The organism is Marinicella rhabdoformis, assembly GCF_009671245.1.
Lineage (GTDB): Bacteria > Pseudomonadota > Gammaproteobacteria > Xanthomonadales > Marinicellaceae > Marinicella > Marinicella rhabdoformis.
Genome location: NZ_VTFS01000001.1, coordinates 575,526 through 596,658, shown reverse-complemented (window position 1 = coordinate 596,658; position 21,133 = coordinate 575,526). Strand labels below are relative to the sequence as shown.

Below are 21,133 nucleotides of genomic sequence, written 5' to 3'. Positions count from 1 at the left end.
ATTAATTTCATTTCCTCTCAATTTAATAAAAATGAATGCCACATTAAAAACAATAGGTTTGATTGGACTGGTCCTGTTTGGGGCTTTATTTTCAGTGACTTACACATCTAAAGAAACCATTGAGTCATCAGCCAAGAGTTTTGTGAAGTTTCAAATTGAGAAAGAAATCAAGGCAAAGCAACAAGCCATCACAGCGTCATCAATGGCGGAAAAGGCTCGCAGTATGGCAAATAAACTGGGATTGGATGCAGACAAAATACAAACAGACTTGGAAAATAATTTGCCTGATAAAATTGCCAGCGTTATTGCTGCCATGTGTGGTTATGATTGTGAAAAGAAAAAGGCGGTTTCTCAATCCATCGCTGCTGGGTACATGGATCGCTTGAAAGGTATTGGTATTGCTCAAGGCACCTTGGCCCAGATCATCAAAGGAAAGTACGTTGAAATTGTTGGTAATCTAAAATTTGATTTGCGGATTTTCTTGGCTTCAAACGCCATCATGTTTTTGATATTATTGATGGTTTCATTCTTTAAACCCAGAGCCGTTGCCCATTTGTTTTTACCTGGTATGTTGTTGCTGTTAGCTACAGTGATATCTTCTTCTATCTACATTTTTGGCCAAGATTGGTTTTACACCATCATTTACAATGATTACATGGGCTTTGCCTATCTGGCTTATTTGGGCATCATATTCGCAGTATTGATGGACATTGTATTTAATGCAGGAAGTGTCACTACTAGCATCATCAATGCGATAGCAGAAGCTGTCGGTTCGTCTTTATCTTTGGCATCTTGTTGAGTCTGGAAGAAAGCTTGTCACAACGTGTTAAAGAGTGGGTTGTGAATGATGTGATGAGGATGAGGGTATTGACTTCTGTCTGTCAAATGGACATGCCACAAGCTTATGTGGCAGCTGGATTTGTTCGTAATATGGTTTGGGATCATTTGCACAACAAATCAGTGCCAACGCCGCTGAATGATGTCGATGTGATTTATTTTGACCCTCACGAGGTGGAAGAACGGCGTTACCTGAAATGCGAACATGACTTGAAGATACTGATGCCGGGTGTAAATTGGCAGGTTCGTAACCAAGCTTTAATGCACCTCAGGAATGGTGACCGGCCTTATAAAGACGTTGTTGATGCCATGTGTTATTGGCCTGAGAAAGAGACGGCCATTGCAATACGTTTATTGAATAATGGCCAACTGGAATGTGTTTCAGCATTTGGCTTTGACTCCCTGTTCGATCTGAAATTGACACACAACCCTAAGCGTTCAAAGGGCGTGTTTAAAAACCGCATTCAATCAAAAGGCTGGTTATCGAAATGGTCAAAGTTAGATGTGGTTATGAATTGAAATAGCAGTCAAAACATAATGTGAAACTAAAATAATATTGAATTTCCATGTAAGATATCAGTCAATGGAAACAACAGAAAAGAATTGAATGATGATGAATCAGAAAAACAGTAAAGGTGGTGCTTTTATCTTGGGCGTATTCATTTGCTTAGGATTGGTGGGATTGGGGTATTTGTTAGGACAATCGGCATTAAGTTACAAACAATTAGATCGCAGTGTCACTGTTAAAGGATTGTCTGAACGTGAATTCAAAGCTGATGTTGTTATTTGGCCAATTAAATTCAATGTGGCCAGCAATGACCTGACAGAATTATATGGTGCCATCGATTCACAAACGGCTCAAATTAAATCGTTTTTGACTGAGCATGGTGTGAATGCGGAAGAAATCAGTACTTCAACACCGACGATAACAGACAAGTCAGCACAACAATATGGTGGCAACCAGCAAGCACCTTTTAGGTTCACTGCGACACTGACTGTTACAGTTTATTCACATCAAATCGATGCTGTCAGAGAGGTAATGGGTTCGTTATCTGACTTGGGTAAGCAAGGTATCGTTTTGGCAGGTGACCAATATGACAGTCAAACAGAATACCTGTTCACCCGATTGAATGAAGTCAAACCTGAAATGATTGAAGAAGCGACCCGCAAAGCGCGTGAAGTGGCTGATAAGTTTGCTAAAGATTCGAGTAGTTTGTTGGGGAAAATCAAGAAAGCATCACAAGGACAGTTCAGTATTTCAGCCCGTGACAAGAACAACCCGCACATCAAGAAAGTGCGAGTGGTTTCTACTGTCAGCTATTATTTGTCCGATTAAGAAGAAAAAAAGTGCCGAGTGCTTGATAATTACAGACAGGGCGCGGGTTTTCCTGTATAATCCGCGCACTATTTTTATCATTGCGCTTGCGCCACTCCTATATTTATGTCTGAAACACAACCTACAGGTACATTTAACGACCTGGGCCTGTCTGATGCTGTCTTAAAAGCAGTCCAAGAAAGCGGTTACGAACAACCATCTCCAATTCAAGCGGAAAGTATTCCAGCCATTCTGTCAGGTAAAGACGTACTTGGCCAAGCACAAACAGGTACCGGTAAAACAGCGGCATTTGCTTTACCCATTTTGTCAAACTTAGACATGAGTGCCAAAGGTGTTCAAGTGATGGTGTTGACACCGACACGTGAGTTGGCGATTCAAGTGGCCGAAGCTTTTCAAAGCTATGCAAAACACATTGATGGTTTTCATGTCTTGCCTATTTACGGTGGTCAAAGTTATGACATCCAGTTAAGACAATTGAAACGTGGCGTACAAGTGGTTGTTGGTACACCCGGCCGTGTGATGGATCACATGCGCCGCAAAACGTTGAAGTTAGACAGTTTGACTTCATTGGTTTTGGATGAAGCCGATGAAATGTTACGTATGGGTTTTATCGATGATGTCGATTGGATTTTGAGTCACACGCCAAAAACGCGTCAAATCGCTTTGTTCTCGGCTACCATGCCAAAAGAAGTGAAAAAAGTGGCGGTTAACCACTTAAATAAGCCTGTTGATATTAAGATTGCCAACAAAACAGCAACAGCGAAAAACATCAATCAACGCTACTGGATGGTCAGCGGTTTGAAGAAGATGGAAGCTTTGACCCGTGTTTTAGAAGTTGAAGAATTTGATGGTGTTATCATCTTTGTGCGCACCAAAATGGCGACTGAAGAGTTGGCTGAAAAATTACAAGCCCGTGGATTCTCGGCAGAAGCGCTGAACGGCGACATTGTGCAAAAACAAAGAGAGCGTTTGGTTGCTAAATTGAAAAACGGTTCGATCGATATCATCATCGGTACAGACGTTGTGGCACGTGGATTGGACGTAGAGCGTATCAGTCACGTGATCAATTACGACATCCCTTATGACACTGAGTCTTACGTACACAGGATTGGTCGTACCGGTCGTGCTGGCCGTTCTGGTGAAGCTATTTTGTTTATCTCACGCCGTGAACAACGCATGTTGAGACAAATTGAGAAAGCCACCAAGCAAGACATCAAACCGATGAATATCCCGACTGTGGATGACATCAATCAAAATCGCACCCAGCGTTTCAAGAATCAAATCATGGAAACCTTGGTGGCCAAAGACATCAGCTTTTACCAAAACCTGATCAATGAAATGCAGCATGAGAATGAGTTTGAATTCAAAAACATAGCCGCTGCTTTGGCATACATGTTACATGGTGATAAAGGTTTGTTATTAACAGAAACCAAAGGTGAGAAACACAGCCGTGATTCAAACCGCAGGGATGATTATGATGCCAATGACCGAGGAAGTGACCGTTTTGGTGACAAGCGCGGAGAGCGTCGCAGCCGTTCATCAGAAGCTGTAGATAAAGAGCCACAACCTTTAAAAGCGCATCCTGAGATTCCAATGGAAAGGTATCAGTTGGATGTGGGTAGAAAGCACGGTGTGAATCCGAGTAACATCGTAGGCATGATTGCCAACGAAGCAGATTTAGACCGTGAATACATTGGCATGATTGAATTGTATGATGACATTTCAACAGTTGATTTACCATCAGATATGCCGGCTGAAATTTTAAAGATACTAAAAAATGCCAGAGTCTGCGGACGAAAAAGCTTTATTGCACCCGTAGGTAAAGGAGAAAAGCGTGATGGTGGATATGGCGGCAGTCATTCAGAGCCAAGCAAAAAACGATTTGATAAAAAAGCACCGAATAGAAACCGCAAGCGTTTCGACAAAGGTGGTAAAGGCAGTGCTGGTAAAGGCAAGTCCAAGAATTTTAAACGCAAATAAAAGTTTATAAAATTTGAAATGGGCCTGTTGATCAGGTCCTTTTTTTGCCTGAATTTTGATGAAATTTCATTCACGCAATTTTGATGCCCTTGTGTCACAATGCCAGACTTATAAAACTATTTTACTGAAAGGCAAATCATGAGTAAAAAAATAACACTGGGAATCAGTTCCTGTCTATTAGGAAAAAGTGTCAGGTTTAATGGATCACACAAACGTTCGGCTTATTGTGTTGAGGAATTGTCTGAATGGTTTGATTACAAACCGGTTTGTCCAGAAGTGGAAATTGGTATGGGCATTCCTCGAGAACCCATCAGGTTAGTCCAACAAGGAGATGACATCAGGGTTAAAAATGTGACTGATCACAGCAATGACTTTACTGATGATTTGGTGGCGCTGGCTGACAAAAGAGTTGCAGATTTTGCAGATTTAGATGGTTTTATTTTTATGCAAAAATCACCCAGCTGCGGATTGTTCGGTGTCAAAGTCTATAACGAAAACGGCATGCCGGGGCCTGATCCTGACCAAGGTGCATTTGCTAAGCGAATACAAAAAGCCTACCCGCTGATGCCTATGGAAGAAGCAGGGCGGTTGAATGATGCGGTGCTGCGTGAAAACTTTTTGACACGTGTTTTTGCCCATGCTGAATGGAAAGAAGACGTTTTGGCTAAGCCTTTGCCTAAATCATTGGTGGCATTCCATACCAAATACAAATACCTACTACAAGTGCGCTCTGAAAAGCACTACAGGGAGTTAGGACAGTTGGTAGCTAAAGCAGGCAGCGAACCATTTGATGAACTGTCAAGTGCGTACTTTGCTTTGTTTATGTTTGCCCTGTCTCAAAGGGCGGTTCCGGGTGATCATGTCAATGTCATGCAGCACATGCTGGGCTTTATAAAAAATGATTTGGATCACGCCAGTAAACACAGCATATTGAATTTGATAGATTTGTACCAGAATGGCGATGTGGAATTGTTGGTGCCGCTCACTTTGTTAAAACATTATATAGAAAAATTCAATGTTGAATATTTAATCAATCAAAAGTATTTATCTCCCTTTCCACAATCATTTGATCAATTCAATCAGGCTCAATTTAAAAATAAATACTTTATCAGTTGAAACATATTGAAGAATAAAAAACGCCAGTCTGAAAATTCAACTGGCGTTTTTTTGTGGGTGACGATCTAAAGTGGTCCATTTTAAAGTTGTGACTTTATTTTTTTAACAAACCGCCCAATCAAAGGTAAGTGCTCGTAAAGGTTTTCGGAACCATCCCAATAATCTTGATGGAATATGACTTTACCTTGTTCATTGAAACGCAATTGACTCATGCCCATAGATAGAGAATCGATGTTCTTACCCACGGCTGTAAATTTCATGTGCATGGTCCATTTTAAGTAATAATCGGTTTCAGTTTTGATGACTTCATGGATATCAACTGTGGTGATTTCAACATTTTTAGCAGTTTTGATCATGTGTGGCACCAAGTCTTCAATGTCATTCATGATGACAAAAGTGTCATTGAAGTGAAACTTGTCGGCATACAAGGCGCGAATGTTTTGCTCTGTGGCATCGATATGGAAGTTTTTAAACACAGATTCAAAGCGCGTTTTGGCATCAGCTGTGCTTGTCGCAGGGTAATTGGAAATCACAGACTTATAAGCCGATTCAGAGCGATTGAGCTTTAAGTTTGGAGATCGAGTACATGCAATTAAGACAACAGCGATTAAAGTTAAAATAATGAGTGTTTTCATTGAATAAGCTTTCTGTATAAAACGTTTATTCTACGTACAGGATGTCGATATTTTGTGGAATTGACTTTCACATAAAATTCACTGGTGGTGACTAACATAGGCCACATGTTAAATTTTATTCTCAATTGGTTCGACAACGAAAAAGCGGCTGATCATCAAAAGACAGATGAAGGTCATCGCATAGATTTGAGTCGCATCATCCCTTTTATAGCCATGCACGTGGCATGTTTGGCGGTTTTTTATGTCGGCTACTCGCATGCCGCGTTGATCGTTATGGTTGTTTCTTATGTGTTGAGGATGTTTGCTATAACCGCATTTTTTCATCGTTTCTTTTCTCACAAGGCCTTCAAAACTTTCCGCTGGGTTCAAGTCACCTTTGCTGTTATTGGTACTACTGCCACACAAAGGGGACCATTGTGGTGGGCTGCACACCACCGACGTCATCACAGTCATGCTGATACAGAAGCAGATGTGCACACGCCCAGTAAAGGATTTTGGGAAAGTCACGTTTTGTGGTTTTTGCGTAAACAGAATTTTCAAACTGATCACAGCCAAGTGAAGGATTTAGCGAAAGTTAAATCATTGTATTGGATTGACCGCTACGACATGGTGTTTCCTGTGTTGTACGGTGCGTTGTTATATGTGGTCGGTAGTTGGGTGGCAACAAGTTTTCCAAGTCTCGGTACAAGCGGCGGTCAGTTCTTGGTTTGGGGTTATTTTATTTCAACAGTTTTACTGGCGCATGTGACATTTTCGATTAACTCACTGGCGCATTTAATCGGAACCAGAGACTACCGGACCAAAGACGACAGCAGGAATAACTTTGTTTTGGCGATATTAACCTTGGGTGAAGGGTGGCACAACAACCACCATTGTGCACCGGGTTCAATCAAACAAGGTTTTAAACCCTGGCAAATAGACCTGTCATTTTATGCATTAAAGTTGATGGAATGGTGCGGTTTAATCTGGGACGTGAAATACCCCAATCAACAATTACTCAACAATAAACTCATCAAGGTGAATCCATGAAAGTAGCAATCATAGGTGGCGGTATTTCAGGCATGATGGCAGCAGAACGATTGAATGGTCATGCCGATTATGTTCTGTATGAACAAGCAGATTGTTTGGGCGGTCACGCCAACACAGAAAACGTGGTTGTGGAAGGGAAGAATGTCTCAGTAGACACGGGCTTTATTGTCTTTAACGAATCTAACTACCCCCACTTCACCGACATGCTTAAACGCTATGGTGTGAAGTATAAGGACACAGACATGAGCTTTTCTGTTGCTAATCGAGTGACGGGATTGGAGTACAACGCCACAAACCTGAACACCTTATTTTGTCAAAGAAAAAACCTATTTAACCCCAGGTTTTGGCGAATGATAAAGGACATCTTGAAATTTTATAAACAAGCTCCTGTTTTATTAAAAGATGGCACTGATTTGTCAGTGTTTGATTATTTCAAGCAGGATAATTACAGTGAATATTTTATTCAAAACCACATTTTGCCGATGATCAGCGCCCTGTGGTCTGGTGATTTTGAAACTGTCAAATCATACCCTTTAAATCACATGTTGCGTTTTATGGATAATCACAACATGCTTCAAGTAAAGGAGCGACCTCAATGGAAAACCATAGACGGTGGATCAAGGCAATATGTGAATGCTTTGGCTAAGGGATTGAAAGGTGAAGTCAGGTGTGGTGAAGCTGTTTTGTCAGTATCCAGAAGCACAAACCAAGTCATTGTGCAAACGGCATCACAAAGTGAAGTATTTGATAAAATCATATTAGCTTCACATTCTGATCAAGCGTTGTCATTGTTGTCGCAACCCACTGATGCTGAGCGTTTTGCATTAGGATACAAAAAGTACACAAAAAATCGAGTGGACTTACACACCGATGGACGCATCATGCCCAACAGTAAAAAAGCATGGGCCAGCTGGCATGTCAATGTGGGTCAAAGTGAATCTTCAGTTTGCACAGCCAATTACTATATGAATTTATTACAGGGTTTGGATGTGACTACTCCGGTGATTGTCAGTTTGAATCAAAGCGATTTGATCGATCAAGAAAAAATCTTAAAAACCCACACTTATTGGCACCCTGTTTATGATGAAAACACATCAGGTACACAAGAAGTGTTGTCACAAATTCAAGGCATGAACCACACTTACTATTGCGGAGCTTATCATGGTTGGGGTTTTCATGAAGACGGCGCCAAAAGTGGTGTTTTGGCCGCTGAGATGTTGCTGGATTCAGTAAGTCTAGGAAAAAAAATCGCAAGAAGGCAAGTCGCATGAAGACAGGCAAAGCGGTTGGCACCATTTTTCATGGTAGGCTCAAACCAAGAAAACACCAGTTTACATACAAAATGCATTGGCACCTGATTGAGCTCAATGACATAGCCAAGTGGTCAACGCTCAGTAACAAGCACAGACACAATCGCTGGTCGGTATATTCTTTGTATGACAAAGATTATGTTGATGATTCGTCGAAAAGTATCAATAAAAAAATCAGGCATTATTTAACTAACCAAGGCACAGTCAATTATGACCGCATTGTCTTAATGACGCACCCTCGATACTTCGGCTTTTCATTTAACTCTGTGAGCTTTTATTTTTGCTATAAGGATCGACAAGGCAAAGATGAATTGGTTGCCATTGTTTCTGAGATTAACAACACACCTTGGGGTGAAAAGCAGCTTTATTGTCATGATGTTTCGGCGTTGAAAGATTCAAAGGAACTGACATTTGCCTTTAAAAAGCAGTTTCATATTTCTCCTTTTGTACCCATGGATATTGATTATGTTTGGACCTTTCTGGTTAACGAGGATGCGATTGATGTAGATATGCGCCTTTATCGAGAAAATGTGCTGATGATGCGGGTGAGTCTAAACACTCAAATTCAAACTGCCACCTCACCTAAGTGGTTTGATTTTGGCATCGGCCAAGCCGTTAAAATGTGGTCTGCCATTTATTGGCAAGCCACCAAACTTTGGTTCAAGAAGGTACCTGTTTTTGATCACCCGAACACTAAAAACAATGAAGAAACCACCCACCCGAGAAAATACAATGAATGACACAGAAATCATGATTAATAACAAGGTAAAAACCAGTTGGTTTATGTCGCAGGTTAAAAAGAAAGTGTTGGCCGAATTTCACAAAATTTCAGGTGCACAACTCACGTTAACAGATGGACATGAAGTTCATGTGTTTGGTGGTGATGGATTGATGGCAGAAATTGTTGTCAATGACCCTGCTTTTTATTTGGATATAGCCATGCATGGCAGTGTCGGTGCCGCAGAGTCTTATGCTTTGGGGCGTTGGGACAGTTCAAGTTTGACAGATGTAATCAGGATGTTTGTGGTTAACCGTGCTTTAACCGATGGAATGGAAGGCGGTGCGGCTTGGTTTAAAAATCAATTTTTAAAGTTGGGTCATTTTTTCAATAAAAACAGCCTGTCAGGCAGTAAAAAGAACATTGCAAATCACTATGATCTGGGGAACGATTTATTCAAATTGTTTTTAGATAACAACATGATGTACTCATCGGCGGTGTTTTGTTCAAAAGAAGAAAGTTTAGAGCAAGCCAGTGTCAGAAAATTAAAAATTATATGCGAAAAATTGGATTTAAAATCAACTGACAAGGTCATTGAAATAGGCACCGGCTGGGGTGGTTTTGCAATATATGCAGCGCAGTATTATGGTTGTCATGTGACCACGACAACGATTTCTGATGAACAGCATGCTTATGTCAAAGCACGTATAGATCAATTGGGTTTATCATCTCAAATCACTTTGTTAAAACAGGATTATAGAGCGCTGGAAGGGCGTTTTGATAAGCTGGTATCAATAGAAATGATAGAAGCGGTTGGACACCAATTTTTAGATTGCTATACCAAGAAGATCAATGCACTGCTCAAGCCTGATGGTTTGGCATTGATTCAAGCCATCACCATCGAGGACAGCCGTTACCATCAGGCTTTAAAATCAGTTGATTTCATTAAGAAGCACATATTCCCTGGCAGTTTCATTCCTTGTGTTTCTGCCATCGTTTCTTCATTTGCCCAAACTGCGGATTTAAAATTAGTTAACTTAGAAGATTTTGGTGAAAGTTATGCCACCACGCTGCACCACTGGTCAGCGCGTTTTAAAAATCAAAAAGAAAAAATAACCGCGTTGGGTTATGACGAATACTTTCAGCGCATGTGGCTGTTCTATTTTGCTTATTGTGAAGGCGGATTTTTAGAACGTGCCATCAGTGATGTGCATGTTTTGATGGCTGGTCCAAAGAATCGACGGGCACCTATATTAGCCATTCAGTGAATAGCATGAATAAGTCAATCAACTTTGTTTTGTTTTTATTGATTTGGCCTGCGGCTGTTTTTGGCGCAGCGAATAATCAATTCCTACCCATGTGGCTGATTTTGGTGACTATGTTTGTAACAGTGGTTATTTCAAATAAGCCAACATGGGTTGATATTGTGTTGTTTTTTAGTACGTTGATTTATGGTTATTGTTTTGAGTCGTTGGGTACACACCTAGGCTGGATTGAATTCAATGTAATTGAATTCAATGGCAGGCAACAAACCAATGGATTCCCTCCGCATTGGATTTTGGCATTGTGGGGTGGTCTGGGCTTAACTTTTAGGCATTCAAATGCCTGGTTGTTCGAGAAGGACTATAAATGGCTTATTGTATGGTTGGCATGTGTACCCATGACATACTTTTCTGCAGCGCAACTTGGGGTCATCAAAATCGAAAGCTTTTTATATATGTATGTGTCAGTTTTTATGGGTTGGTCAGCCTATTTTTTTCTGGTCAGATACACCATCAACCACCCAGTGGTTTTGATGACTTATCAAGCAGGACAAAAACGTGTTTAGTCCAGATTGGTTAATGGCTTTGTTATTGGCTATGGGCTGTCAAGTATTGGCGTGGCTGTGGCAATTCAAACATAAAAATGCTGACAGTGTGGATTTAACTTGGGCAGGTTCAATCAGCCTCATTGCGGGATACTACCTGTTAAACAGTCAAGCTGCCATAACAAATATGCTGTTAGTTGTGGTGTTTCCAGTGGCATGGTATGCACGACTTACTTTGCATTTATGGCTCCGAATAGACAAAAAGCATGAAGACAACCGCTACCAACATTTAAGGGCCCATTGGTCAGAAAATACGCAAGCCAAATTTCTGCTATTTTTTATATTTCAAGCGGTATTAAGCTTTTTGTTTTCATTACCGGCATATTGGGTTTTGACGGCCCCCGCTATTCCTGTTGTCGTGTTGCTTGTGGCTTTGTTGTGGGGCTTGCTGTGTATGATTGGCGTTTCAGTGGCAGACTGGCAGTTATATCAATTTAAAACCAATCCAAATAACAACGGTAAAGTGTGTGATCAAGGGCTGTGGGCTTATTCGAGACACCCCAATTATTTTTTTGAATGGCTGCATTGGTGGGTATACCCTTTGGTTTTATTTCCCTCCCTTTCTTTCTGTTGGGCGTTAATCGTTGTGTTCATTATGCTGTATTTTTTATTGAATCTGACGGGCATTCCCTTTTCAGAACAGCAGGCATTGAAATCCAGGGGTGAGGCATATCGTGCTTACCAGGAATCAACCAATGCATTTATTTTATGGAGAAAAAAATGAAAACCTTATTGAATATGATTGAAAAAGGATGGGTTCCAGATGTGATGGTGCGTCATGGCATCAGGCAGCTGCTCAAAGTCAGGTTGACAGCGGAGTGTAGGAATAATCCGCATCAAGCCCATGAACGCTATGAATCTTTTCTGCAGACGTTGAAAAAGTCACCCTTAGCGATAGCAACAGATAAGGCAAATGAACAGCATTATGAAGTCGATGCACGTTTTTATGATCTGGCGTTGGGTGTGAATAAAAAATATTCAGCATGTTATTATCAAACAGGTGATGATTTGGATCGGGCTGAAACTCGGATGCTTGAAAAGTATTTAGAAAGAGCGCAATTATCAGATGGCCAACAGATATTGGAGTTGGGATGCGGCTGGGGGTCATTGACTTTATTCATGGCCAAACATTTACCCAGTGCAAACATAACAGCGGTATCAAACTCAGCTTCTCAAAAAGCTTATATTTTATCTCAAGCTGAATCACGTGGCCTCAACAACATCTCAGTCATCACGCAAGACATCAATCAATTGGAATTAAACCAGCAATTTGATCGCGTGGTTTCGGTTGAAATGTTTGAGCATGTCAGAAACTACCAACAATTATTTGCCAATATTTCGAGCTGGTTAAAGCATGAAGGCATGCTTTTTATCCATGTGTTTTGTCATCGATTTTTAATGTATCCCTTTGAAGAAGAGGGAGATGATAATTGGATGGGGAAGTATTTTTTTAGTGGTGGTCAAATGCCTGCATTCGATACTTTTTTAAATTTTCAAGATGATTTGCGCATACAAAAAAGGTGGGCTGAATCAGGTAAGCATTATCAAAAGACTGCAAACCATTGGCTAGAGAATACGGACAAAAACAAAAGCGAAATACTGGCTTTATTCCAGTCATGTTACGGTGATGATGCTCAGTTGTGGTTTCAAAGGTGGCGGATGTTTTTCATGTCTTGTGCCGAACTTTTTGGCTACAACCAGGGCAGTGAATGGCTGGTGGGTCATTACCTTTTTTCGAACAACAAAAACACACTCGTTAAAGTACAATAGAGTCAACAGCAAAAAAACGATTCATATCCATGGGTAAAAAAATAAAAAACAAGGACATCAACAGCCGACTGATTAAAGTGCTGATGTTTCAATTGCTGTTTATCAGCTTGGCAACCATCGCAGGTGTTTTTGGTGCTGCAAAAGTGGTTGAAAATGTGCTGATCAGGGAAGCACTTGAAGGAGAGGCTAAATTCTTTTGGGAAGCATACAGTAAAGATACAGAATTTCCACTACCTAAGACAATGAATTTAACCGGATACTTTGCAGATCAAAAGGCCGCGGGTTTTCCCGTTGAACTGAATAACATGACTGAAAATTTTCAGCGTGTGGCCTTGAATGAAAAATTGCCCATAGTATATAAAACAGAGAAAATGGGACGGACTTTGTACTTGGTTTTTGAAGAAGCCCAAGTGGGTAGGTTGGCTTTGTTTTTTGGTATCGCACCTTTGGTTTTCGTGTTGTTGTTGATTTATGTTCCTGCGTTCTTTTCTTTTATTTTATCAAAACGAGCGATTTCACCATTGGTCCAAATGGTGAAAAAAATTGAAAGTATAGACATCAGCAAAGCCAGTTTAAGTGAGTTACATTTTGAAGGGTTAACTGGTGATGCAGAAGTACTGTCTCTGGTGAAATCTTTTGAAGATTTTTCTGCAAAAATTGCGAGTATGATAGAAAGAGAAAGAAATTTTTCTCGCTATGCCAGCCATGAACTGAGAACACCTTTAACTGTTTTAAAAGTGTCGCTGGCTTCTTTAAAGAAAAGGTCTTTGGACGAAAAAGGGCTGAAAATAGTTAACAGGATGGAACCAGTCATCGATGAGATGAGCGAGTTGCTAGAAGCTTTATTGGTTCTATCTAGGGAACAAAATTTGGTGGTATCAGAGTATCCAATGCTCATCAATGATACATTAAAGCAGCTGGTCAGCCAGAACATCCTGGCATTTGAATCTAAGGACCTTAAAATAGAGTGGCAATTGAATCAATTGTTAGAGTCAAGAATCCCAGAGCAAGCTTTTAATATTGTGATCAGTAATTTATTAAGGAATGCCTTTGCTTACAGCCACACTGGTGGTGTAATCACCGTAGCCATAAAGGATAAAAGTATTTCTATAAAAGACAATGGTGTTGGTATGAACGCTGAACAATTAGAAAAAATCACTCAACCCTTTTATCGGGTTGACGAGTTTTCTGAACATCGTGGTGTAGGTCTGGGGCTGTCTATTGTTGATTGGTTGTGTAAACAATGTGACTGGTTGTTGGATTTTAAAAGCGAACCAGGTGTTGGAACTGAAGTGATTTTAACCATGAATAACATCAAAATATTGGCAAGCAAAAATGAAAAATAAAGTACTGTTAGTAGAAGACAATGCGGTTTTATCAGAAACCATAGGTGATCATTTAACTGAGGCTGGATTCGAAGTTGATTATGCATTGGATGGCATCACTGGCTTACACTTCGCAGTGACAGAGTCTTATGATGCTTTGATTTTGGATGTGATGTTGCCAGGCTTGGATGGCTTTGCTATTTGCCAAAAAGTCAGACAGGAGGCCAAGTCTGATATCCCCATAATTTTCCTCACTGCTCGAGACCAGATCAACGACAAGTTGAACGGTTTTGATATTGGTGCCGATGATTATTTGGTGAAACCTTTTAACCCTGATGAATTGGTGGCCAGGCTCTATTCTATGGTTAAAAGGTACCGCGGAGAATTCAATAACAAGCAATTAAAAGTGCAAGATTTGGTGCTTGATTTAGATACCATGCAAGTGACCAGACAAGGGCAAACCTTAAAAGTATCACCTACGGGCTTACAAATTTTAAAGATATTGATGAATCAAACGCCAGCGGTTATCAGTAAAGAGCGATTAACTGAATTGTTATGGGATGATTTCTCGCCAGAATCTGATGTTTTAAGGAGTCACTTGTATTTGTTGAGGAAGGCAGTGGATAAGCCTTTTGATACGCAATTGATCAAAACCATACCTGGTGTTGGCCTCACCATTTCATGAACTTAGTCTGGTTTAGAAATGACCTGAGGTTAGCTGACAATCCGGCTTTGTGGCATGCGTTGGAAACAGGGAAGCCCGTATTGGCGGTGTATTGTGACTGTCAATCACAACATCAACAACACCATGAATCTGAATTAAAAGTGCAATTCAGGCAAGCCCATGTCTTTGACTTATCAGAGCGCCTGAAGTGCAGGGGCATTGAATTGAAAGTACTGAATTGTGATGATTTTTCTTCGGTGCCCAAACAGTTACAGGCGCTGTGGCAATCTAAAAAGATAGAAAAGCTATTTTACAACCGCAATTATCTGGTGAATGAATCAGACAGAGATGATGCCGTATCAAAGCTGGCTGAAGAGGATGGCGTCGAAATACATCATTATGATGCCAATTATTTGTTACCACCAGAAACCATCCGCAAAAATGACGGCAGCATGTATCATGTGTTTACACCGTATAAAAACAAGTTTCTTAATCACCTGTTGAACCGTTACGACAAACCCTATGAGATGCACCCAAGGCTCTCATTAGTAACTGGTAAAGTTGAACAAAAAGAGCAACTCATAGCCTCATGGAAAGTGGGTGAAGTTGCTGCTTTCAACCAACTCAAGAGGTTTACCACAAATGCAGATTATGAAAAGTTCAGGGATCGACCTGATGTGGCAGGTACTTCACAATTGTCGCCATATTTAGCCATTGGCGCCATCAGTGCCAAACAATGTTTGGCCTATTGGCTGAAGTTTTATGGTCCTGAAGCATTTGAATCTAAATGGGTCAGTGAGCTGATTTGGCGAGATTTTTACGCCAACCTGTGTCATCAATATCCGAAATTGGTTAAAGGGTATACCTTCAAAGAACAGGCTGTAGATGACTGGCAAAACAACATGGTATTTTTTGAGGCCTGGAAGAAAGGCGAAACTGGTTTTCCCATCATCGATGCTGGTATCAGACAAATGTTAACGACGGGTTGGATGCACAACCGGGTCCGTATGTTGGTGGCTTCATTCTTGACGAAATTATGTTTGGCAGACTGGCGTTTGGGAGAACGGTTTTTTATGCAGCACTTAATTGATGGCGATTTTGCATCAAACAATGGGGGCTGGCAGTGGTCATCAGCTACAGGTTGTGATGCTGCACCGTATTTCAGAATTTTTAATCCCATGTCTCAGTCGAAAAAATTTGACCCCGAAGGTCAATACATCAAAACGTATTTACCTGAATTAGAAAGCCTGACACCAAAAGAAATACATCAACCTAATAGTCACCAAATCAAAGCGTGTGGTTATGTGAAACCTATATTTAATTACAAAGAAAGAAGGGTGATGTGCTTAGAATGGTATAGCACAAAAAAAAATGTAAAAAAAGCTTGATTTTGGCTTCAGTTGTTCACAAGCCGTAACCAAGACATAACAATCAAGCATTTATTGCTTAGATTTTCAACTCCGGCTAACAACAATCTTTTAAGTTACTGAATAATAAGGGAATATATCATGTGGTTAAAAATTAACCAATGTGGCGAATAGTTACAGCTGATGGGCATTTTAAGCAATTATTAAATAGTTATTAACAAAGTTATCCACAGGCTGTGTGGATAACAAACGCAAACCCGCAACCACTATGGGTTTGCTGTGTTATTGTACCAATGCGTATTAAAGATTTGAGATCGAAGGTATGGCTGTAAGTCATTGATTTATCGTAAATGGTGAGCATTAATCAGTAATGTGGAGGCAATTCATCAGCAGGAGCGTTGTCCTTAACATCACTTTGAAGTTGTGTCATGTGCTTGGTTAAATTTTGAATGTGACTTTTATAGTTAACCAGCTGTTCCTGTTGTCTATAAACCATTTCATTCAATGTGTTTACAGTGTCTTCCAAAAAAGCAATTCGCGTTTCTAAATCTATGAATCTATTTTCTGACATGTTTGAGTCTGTTAGTAAAGTTTGCATAGTATAATCCATGCTTTGAATAAAAGAGCCAAATAGATGAATCAACAAAAGGGCCTATTTTCTGAACTGCTGAGACGTCGAATTCCACAAATATTAGGTATGTATGTGGCATCGCTTTGGCTTTGTGTGGAAATTGCGGACTGGATGGGTGAGCGATTTCCTGTCCCTGAAACGTTGTCAGCACATGTATTTGTGTTTATGTTGATTTTGTTGCCCTCAGTTGCCATATTGGCTTGGGGTCACGGTAAGCCAGGCAAAGATCAGTGGACCAAGTTTCAAGCGGTTTCTATGATTCTGAATCTGGTACTGGCCTGTTGGGCGAGTTTATATTTCGTTGACTCAAATATTTCACAGCCAGTAATGCCACCAGCACTGCCTGAGCATTCAAACGCTGCAAAGGCCAATGATTTGATCAGCAAAAAAGTGGTGGTCGATGAAACCACAGGTGAGTCAATCAGTTACGAAGTGGCCAACAAAGGAATGAACCAAAAAATCAACCTGTTCTTTTTTGAAAACAACAGTGAAGATGAATCATTGGATTGGCTTTCGGGAGGTGCCAGTTGGCTGTTGAGCCAGGATTTAAAGCGCTCCCCTTTGATTTCAGTAGATACGCCTTACGATTCTGAGTCAATGCGCAGGGGGCTTCAAAACAAAGGGTTTGCTCAAGCCACAGGGGAACCGCTGTCATTGGATTTACAAATTGCACAGCAACGCTTTGCTCAATGGATGGTCAAAGGAGAGGTCTTTAAAGAAAATGACCAAGTCACTTTTAAAGCAGAGTTGTATGATGTTATGACAGGTGCATTGGTTAAAACAGTTACCCACCAGCACACCAATTGGTTGGCTGCTTTAGATGTAATCTCTCAAGAAATATCCGCAGTGGTGCTCGGGTCGCAACAATCTGTGGCTGGCTTAATACCTGATTTATCAATTGATCAACATGTGTCTGCCAACATCAAAGCCATACAGTGGTTGGTTAAAGGTCTGCATGAAATGAAGTTTAATAATGATTATGCCAAAGCAAAAGAAGCTTTGTTATCAGGTGTTGCTTTGGATAAAAACTTAGCGGAAGCCTATGTGGTACAAATGAGGTTGTTCATCAACATGGGTGACTATGGTGAAGCTGAAAAAGCGGCCAAAAAAGCTTTGAATTTAGATTACAAGCTGTATGGCGAGGATGTGTTTACTGTTAAAGCGTTATTATATGGTATTAGCGGGCAGGAAGATAAAGCACTGAAAGTCATAGAAAACTGGGTCAAAGTGTATCCAGAGAGTGCTGAAGCCTTGTTTTCATTGGGGCAAAATTTGGTGGTTAAAGGGCATCGCTTGGATGATGCGATTGAAGCTTTCCGAAAGCTCAGTGTTTTAGAAAAAGGGAGTCAACATTTACACAGATTAAGTCAAATTTATACACTGAAAGGTGAGTTGGTACTGGCTAAACAAGCCTTAAATGAAATGTTGGAGTACGATAAACAAAGTGTGGACGCTTTGATTGAGTTGGGTAAAGTCAGTCAGATTGAAGGTAATTTTGAAAAAGCATCGTCATACTTTGAGGAAGCCATGTTGGTTACCAACAACTCGCTTCAACCTGCAATTCAATACGCCAGAAATATAGGTGTTGGCGGTGAACCAAATCAAGCCATCCCTTTACTGAAAGATTTATTGGATGAAGCCAAAAACAGCAGTGAATACTTATCCATATATGGCGAGATGGAACAGATGTATCTTTTAACCGGAGAGTTAAAGAAAGCATTAGAGGTATTGGAACTTTCTGAGTCTCACTCGACAGCAACGCTGCCGCCAATCGCTCACTTATTGAATTTTCAAGGCAAAAAAGTGGCTTATGTATCTGCTCTAGGAGAGAATGCAAAAGCCAAGCAAATGCTTGATGAGTTAGAGCAAAGTACACAACCACCGATCAATCAAACGATTGTATTTATGCGGCTGGCATACCACAGCATCATAAATGATGGTGAAGGCATTAAGCGAAACTTGGAAAAGGCCAAGCAAGTCATGGCCGCTTTCAAAATGTCAGTTTATCAACAATTCATTTACAACTATGAAGCAGTGTTGAAACGAACTGAAGGACAGTTTGAAGATGCCATTGTTTGGCATGACAAGGCCATTTCAGAGGCAAGTCAATCGGTATTGGCACTGACATCAAGGCAGATCATTCAAGAGTTTCGTTATCAGAAAGCCAAAACAATATTTGCTGCTAAGAAATATCATGAGGCGTTAGATTTAATCAATGAATTGATACAAAAATCTCCCAGGTTGGTTGAATTCCGTTTTTTGAAGGCAGAAATTTTATTTGAAATGGGTAAATCAGAAGAGATAAAAGATACCATCCAATTGATAGATGAATATTGGCAAAGGGCAGATGAGGCATACACAGAATTCATTAAGTTCAAACAATTTAAACAGCAGGTTCAGCCTCAATGAGTAAACGGCCACGCATGACCCTGTTTGTGGTTATGTTAGTGGGCTTTCTGGGTACAGCAGGGATTGCTTTGCCTTATCCCGTGTTGGCACCTTACTTTTTGGATTACCCTGCCAATGAATTGACCCGGTTTATGGGGATTCACCCCAAAATGTTGTTGTCAATTTGCTTGGCCATTTATCCCTTGGGATTGTTGTTGGGCAGCATGTACATTGGGGCTTTGTCAGACTTGTTTGGTCGCAAAAAAATCCTCACCATTACACTGGTTGGTGCCGTTTTGGGCTATGTGCTAACGGCTTGGGCGATTTGGTCTGAGTCATTTGTTGGTTTTGTTTTGGCCAGATTTCTCAGTGGTGTTTGTGAAGGCAATATTTCAATTGCCCGTGCCATTGCAGTTGAATTAGAGCCACTGATTTCTAAAGCCCGTGGATTGTCACTGATGTATTCGGCGACATATTCTGGTTGGTTAATTGGCCCGGTCTTGGGTGGTTTTTTGGTGGTGTTCGGTGTGGCTGAATTATTTTTAATTGCTGCTGTGGGTATGCTTTTGTCTTTGTTGTTGCTTGTTTTGGTTTTACAAAAAGATGAACCCAATGAGAAGAAAGAGCCAGAAAAACACACGGTTAAACAATTAATCAGAAGTCAAAATGCCTTCGGTTTATTGAAAAATCGCATGATTTGGCCGGTTTTTGGCTTTTATTTTCTATACACTTTGGGTTTGAATGCTTTTTATGAGTTTTACCCGGTGTGGTTTGTTGATGAATTTAATGCCACGCCACAAACGATTGCCACTTGTACGATTTTCCTGACCGCTGCCATGATCACCGTCAGCAGTTTTTTTGTGCCCAAAATTCAGTCATCTTGGGGTGAAGTCAAAGCCATGTTAGTGGGTGCCACTTGCCTGGCAATCTTGTTATTCATACAGCCTTTTGTTTCTATGAATGAAATACGCTGGATTTTTGTGGCGATAGGTTGTGCGATTGCTGTCGGTAACAGCATGGTGCCGACATTCTTGTCGACTGCCTTTGGTCACTTAGGCCAAGGCAAAGTGATGGGTTTACAAACGTCAACATTCTGTATAGCCAATTTCATCATTGCTGTCATTGGTGGGCCTTTGACCATCATCAGCAGTAAGTACACCTTGTTGTTGGGTGGTGTATTGGTTTTGAGTGCAGTTTGTTTACTTTGGAATCAAAGACACAGCCAAAACGCTTTACTGGGTCCTGCGGTTTAATGATTGATCAGACGATAGACATAGGTGCTTGCATCTAAATGTTCCTTGTCTTCTTGAATCAATACTTCTGCTTTACCGTCTTTGAATCCATAGCGATAAATGCTGTTTTTGCGGTCGCTGGAAATAAGCATGTGGTCAGTGCCATCCAACAGTAACGCAGATGCTCCTGTCACTGTCGGAAACATGATGCGTGTGATTTGACCTTGTATATTCAGTTCAAAGATGTTGGCATTGCCCCATCCTGAAACATAGGCTTTATTGCCGCGCCATAAAATGGTTCTGGGTCGATTGATGCCAAGGTCAGCTGAAATAAATTCACTGACATGCTTGGTTTTTGGGTCAATTTTGATGATGTTATTTGAGTCATAACCTGGCACATAAAGCATGCCTTCAGGGCCGAAGTTTGGCCCCAAGTCTATGCCCTTGATGTGCTTATTGCCTTTGGCAAGCAAAGTGTCGGTGCGCTGCCAGTCGCGCATGTCGTAACGGTAGATGCTGTTTTCTGCATAACTGTGTATCAAAACATGGAATTCACCCTCAAGAACTGCACTGATGGGATTTTCGATATGACCCGCTGGAATGACAATGTTTATTTCTTTCAGCGTTTTACCATCATATTTAACGATTTGGTGATTGCCCTCGCTGATGACGATGACATCACCGTTGTGGTCTTGGAAAATGGCTTGCGGCCCTTTGAGTGTGCCTTTTGTGTCCAAGTCTTTGATGAAGCGGTAATCGCATCCATCATAGATTTTGACATTGTTGTTTTTCCAGGAACTGACCAGTAGCTGTGAGTCACATGTGGTGTTTTGGTTGGCTGTTGCATTGAAAAATAATGTGGATAAAAGTAAAAAGACAGTGACACGCATAACAACAATTCCGTTAAAATTATCAGCTTATCAAAAAC

At 40.7% G+C, this 21,133-nt stretch carries 20 protein-coding genes; 17 read left to right on the top strand and 3 right to left on the bottom strand.

The window, feature by feature from the left end; translation table 11 throughout:
• Positions 1-31: 31 nt before the first annotated feature.
• The 5 genes from FET73_RS02635 to FET73_RS02615 all read left to right on the top strand — a co-directional run bounded on the left by FET73_RS02635 (position 32) and on the right by FET73_RS02615 (position 5,269).
• Positions 32-799, top strand: coding sequence for a hypothetical protein (locus FET73_RS02635; RefSeq protein ID WP_154222354.1), 768 nt, complete (start codon positions 32-34; stop codon positions 797-799).
• A gap of 14 nt (positions 800-813) precedes the next feature.
• Positions 814-1,356, top strand: a complete 543-nt coding sequence (locus FET73_RS02630; protein ID WP_246172634.1) for a nucleotidyltransferase family protein — start codon at positions 814-816, stop codon at positions 1,354-1,356.
• A gap of 91 nt (positions 1,357-1,447) precedes the next feature.
• Complete coding sequence (locus FET73_RS02625; RefSeq protein WP_154222353.1) at positions 1,448-2,173, top strand: SIMPL domain-containing protein; 726 nt, start codon at positions 1,448-1,450, stop codon at positions 2,171-2,173.
• A gap of 105 nt (positions 2,174-2,278) precedes the next feature.
• Complete coding sequence (locus FET73_RS02620; RefSeq protein ID WP_154222352.1) at positions 2,279-4,153, top strand: DEAD/DEAH box helicase; 1,875 nt, start codon at positions 2,279-2,281, stop codon at positions 4,151-4,153.
• Positions 4,154-4,291: 138 nt separating this feature from the next.
• Positions 4,292-5,269, top strand: a complete 978-nt coding sequence (locus tag FET73_RS02615) for a DUF523 and DUF1722 domain-containing protein (protein WP_154222351.1) — start codon at positions 4,292-4,294, stop codon at positions 5,267-5,269.
• A gap of 80 nt (positions 5,270-5,349) precedes the next feature.
• On the opposite strand, the gene FET73_RS02610 is transcribed toward FET73_RS02615, so the two are convergent.
• Positions 5,350-5,904: a nuclear transport factor 2-like protein gene (locus tag FET73_RS02610; RefSeq protein ID WP_218944252.1), complete on the bottom strand. Its 555-nt coding sequence runs from the start codon at positions 5,902-5,904 to the stop codon at positions 5,350-5,352.
• A gap of 105 nt (positions 5,905-6,009) precedes the next feature.
• On the opposite strand from FET73_RS02610, the gene FET73_RS02605 reads away from it, so the two are divergent.
• From FET73_RS02605 to FET73_RS02560, 10 genes are read left to right on the top strand one after another with little or no spacing between them, the layout of a single operon-like run.
• Positions 6,010-6,933, top strand: a complete 924-nt coding sequence (locus tag FET73_RS02605) for an acyl-CoA desaturase (RefSeq protein WP_154222350.1) — start codon at positions 6,010-6,012, stop codon at positions 6,931-6,933.
• Complete coding sequence (locus FET73_RS02600) at positions 6,930-8,204, top strand: NAD(P)/FAD-dependent oxidoreductase (protein WP_154222349.1); 1,275 nt, start codon at positions 6,930-6,932, stop codon at positions 8,202-8,204. The genes FET73_RS02605 and FET73_RS02600 overlap by 4 nt, the downstream gene beginning before the upstream one ends.
• Complete coding sequence (locus FET73_RS02595) at positions 8,201-8,983, top strand: DUF1365 domain-containing protein (RefSeq protein WP_154222348.1); 783 nt, start codon at positions 8,201-8,203, stop codon at positions 8,981-8,983. The genes FET73_RS02600 and FET73_RS02595 overlap by 4 nt, the downstream gene beginning before the upstream one ends.
• Entirely contained in the window at positions 8,976-10,229 is a 1,254-nt protein-coding gene (locus FET73_RS02590) for an SAM-dependent methyltransferase (protein ID WP_246172633.1), read from the top strand. The genes FET73_RS02595 and FET73_RS02590 overlap by 8 nt, the downstream gene beginning before the upstream one ends.
• A gap of 5 nt (positions 10,230-10,234) precedes the next feature.
• Positions 10,235-10,789: a DUF2878 domain-containing protein gene (locus FET73_RS02585; RefSeq protein ID WP_154222346.1), complete on the top strand. Its 555-nt coding sequence runs from the start codon at positions 10,235-10,237 to the stop codon at positions 10,787-10,789.
• Positions 10,782-11,552: a DUF1295 domain-containing protein gene (locus tag FET73_RS02580; RefSeq protein ID WP_154222345.1), complete on the top strand. Its 771-nt coding sequence runs from the start codon at positions 10,782-10,784 to the stop codon at positions 11,550-11,552. Before FET73_RS02585 ends, FET73_RS02580 begins: the two co-directional genes overlap by 8 nt.
• Entirely contained in the window at positions 11,549-12,598 is a 1,050-nt protein-coding gene (locus FET73_RS02575; protein ID WP_218944251.1) for an SAM-dependent methyltransferase, read from the top strand. Before FET73_RS02580 ends, FET73_RS02575 begins: the two co-directional genes overlap by 4 nt.
• A gap of 29 nt (positions 12,599-12,627) precedes the next feature.
• On the top strand, positions 12,628-13,944 hold the full coding sequence (locus FET73_RS02570) for a sensor histidine kinase (RefSeq protein ID WP_154222343.1): 1,317 nt from the start codon (positions 12,628-12,630) through the stop codon (positions 13,942-13,944).
• Entirely contained in the window at positions 13,934-14,608 is a 675-nt protein-coding gene (locus FET73_RS02565; RefSeq protein ID WP_154222342.1) for a response regulator transcription factor, read from the top strand. The genes FET73_RS02570 and FET73_RS02565 overlap by 11 nt, the downstream gene beginning before the upstream one ends.
• Positions 14,605-15,975, top strand: a complete 1,371-nt coding sequence (locus FET73_RS02560; RefSeq protein WP_154222341.1) for a cryptochrome/photolyase family protein — start codon at positions 14,605-14,607, stop codon at positions 15,973-15,975. The genes FET73_RS02565 and FET73_RS02560 overlap by 4 nt, the downstream gene beginning before the upstream one ends.
• A gap of 343 nt (positions 15,976-16,318) precedes the next feature.
• Here the strand turns inward: FET73_RS02560 and FET73_RS02555 are convergent, their stop codons facing one another.
• Positions 16,319-16,552, bottom strand: coding sequence for a SlyX family protein (locus FET73_RS02555; protein ID WP_218944250.1), 234 nt, complete (start codon positions 16,550-16,552; stop codon positions 16,319-16,321).
• A 36-nt stretch (positions 16,553-16,588) separates the two neighbouring features.
• Here FET73_RS02555 and FET73_RS02550 point away from each other — a divergent pair, with 36 nt between their 5' ends.
• Positions 16,589-18,994 (top strand): tetratricopeptide repeat protein, encoded by a 2,406-nt coding sequence (locus tag FET73_RS02550; protein ID WP_154222339.1) that lies wholly within the window; start codon positions 16,589-16,591, stop codon positions 18,992-18,994.
• Positions 18,991-20,226, top strand: coding sequence for an MFS transporter (locus FET73_RS02545; RefSeq protein WP_154222338.1), 1,236 nt, complete (start codon positions 18,991-18,993; stop codon positions 20,224-20,226). Before FET73_RS02550 ends, FET73_RS02545 begins: the two co-directional genes overlap by 4 nt.
• On the opposite strand, the gene FET73_RS02540 is transcribed toward FET73_RS02545, so the two are convergent.
• Positions 20,223-21,095, bottom strand: coding sequence for an NHL repeat-containing protein (locus FET73_RS02540; RefSeq protein WP_154222337.1), 873 nt, complete (start codon positions 21,093-21,095; stop codon positions 20,223-20,225). The two genes, FET73_RS02545 and FET73_RS02540, sit on opposite strands and share 4 nt — an antisense overlap.
• Positions 21,096-21,133 lie beyond the last annotated feature (38 nt).